At 60.3% G+C, this 1,399-nt stretch carries 1 protein-coding gene and 1 pseudogene; both read left to right on the forward strand.

Annotated elements, in window-relative coordinates; genetic code table 11:
* A partial coding sequence (pgi, locus tag ACXRVY_RS29165) for a glucose-6-phosphate isomerase (RefSeq protein WP_458238979.1) occupies positions 1-1,148 on the forward strand: 1,148 nt, incomplete at its 5' end.
* A 138-nt stretch (positions 1,149-1,286) separates the two neighbouring features.
* Positions 1,287-1,399 (forward strand): annotated as a pseudogene (locus ACXRVY_RS29170) (IS110 family transposase); the annotation flags it as partial.

Below are 1,399 nucleotides of genomic sequence, written 5' to 3' on the forward strand. Positions count from 1 at the left end.
GGTCCTACGCCCAGAAAGGCGTGCGTTGCCATTACCTGGCGAACATCGACGGCAGCGAGTTCCACGAACTGACCATGAAGCTGCGCGCCGAAACCACGCTGTTCATCGTCTCGTCGAAATCCTTCAACACCCTCGAAACCCTGAAGAACGCCCAGGCCGCCCGTGCCTGGTACCTGGCTCAGGGTGGTTCGGAAGCCGAGTTGTATCGTCACTTCATCGCGGTATCGAGCAACAACGCCGCCGCGGTAGCGTTCGGCATCCGTGAAGAGAACATCTTCCCGATGTGGGACTGGGTCGGCGGGCGCTACTCGCTGTGGTCGGCCATCGGTTTACCGATTGCCCTGGCCATCGGGATGTCCAACTTCAAGGAATTGCTGTCCGGTGCCTATACCATGGACCAGCACTTCCAGAGCGCGCCGTTCGAACAGAACATGCCGGTGCTGCTGGCCTTGCTCGGCGTGTGGTACGGCAACTTCTGGGGCGCCCAAAGCCACGCGATCCTGCCGTACGACCACTACCTGCGTAACATCACCAAGCACCTGCAACAGCTGGACATGGAATCCAACGGCAAGAGCGTACGCCAGGACGGCAAGCCTGTGTCCACTGACACCGGGCCGGTGATCTGGGGCGGCGTCGGCTGCAACGGTCAGCACGCCTACCACCAGTTGCTGCACCAGGGCACCCAGTTGATCCCGGCCGACTTCATCGTGCCGATCGTCAGCTTCAACCCGGTGTCCGACCACCACCAGTGGCTGTACGCCAACTGCCTGTCGCAGAGCCAGGCGCTGATGCTCGGCAAGACCCTGGCCGAGGCCGAAACCGAGCTGCGCGACAAAGGCATGAGTGAGGCCGAAGTGCACAAACTCGCGCCGCACAAGGTGATCCCGGGCAACCGTCCGAGTAACACCCTGGTGGTCGAGCGCATCAGCCCGCGTCGCCTCGGCGCACTGGTGGCGATGTACGAGCACAAAGTCTTCGTGCAAAGCGTGATCTGGGGCATCAACGCCTTCGACCAGTGGGGAGTGGAGCTGGGCAAGGAGCTGGGCAAAGGCGTCTACAACCGCCTGGTCGGCAGCGAAGAAACCCCGGCCGAGGACGCCTCGACCCAAGGGCTGATCAACTACTTCCGCGGTCGTCACCGCGGGTGACTTGACGGCACAGCCCACAGACTTTGGATCAAACCCAAAGTCTGTGGGCAAAACAATTCCCTAATGAAATGGCTACCCCCGCCGCCCCCTGTGATCGACCACTAAGCTTTCACAGGGGGCTTATCGGAGATCATTGCCATGAGCAAAGTAGCTATTGCCGCCATCGATCTGGGAAAACACACCTTTCATCTACATGCACAGGATGATCGTGGTCACGAGCTGTACCGAAAAAAATTCAATCGGGTAACGCT

This window comes from Pseudomonas sp. P5_A2_2 (assembly GCF_054177685.1).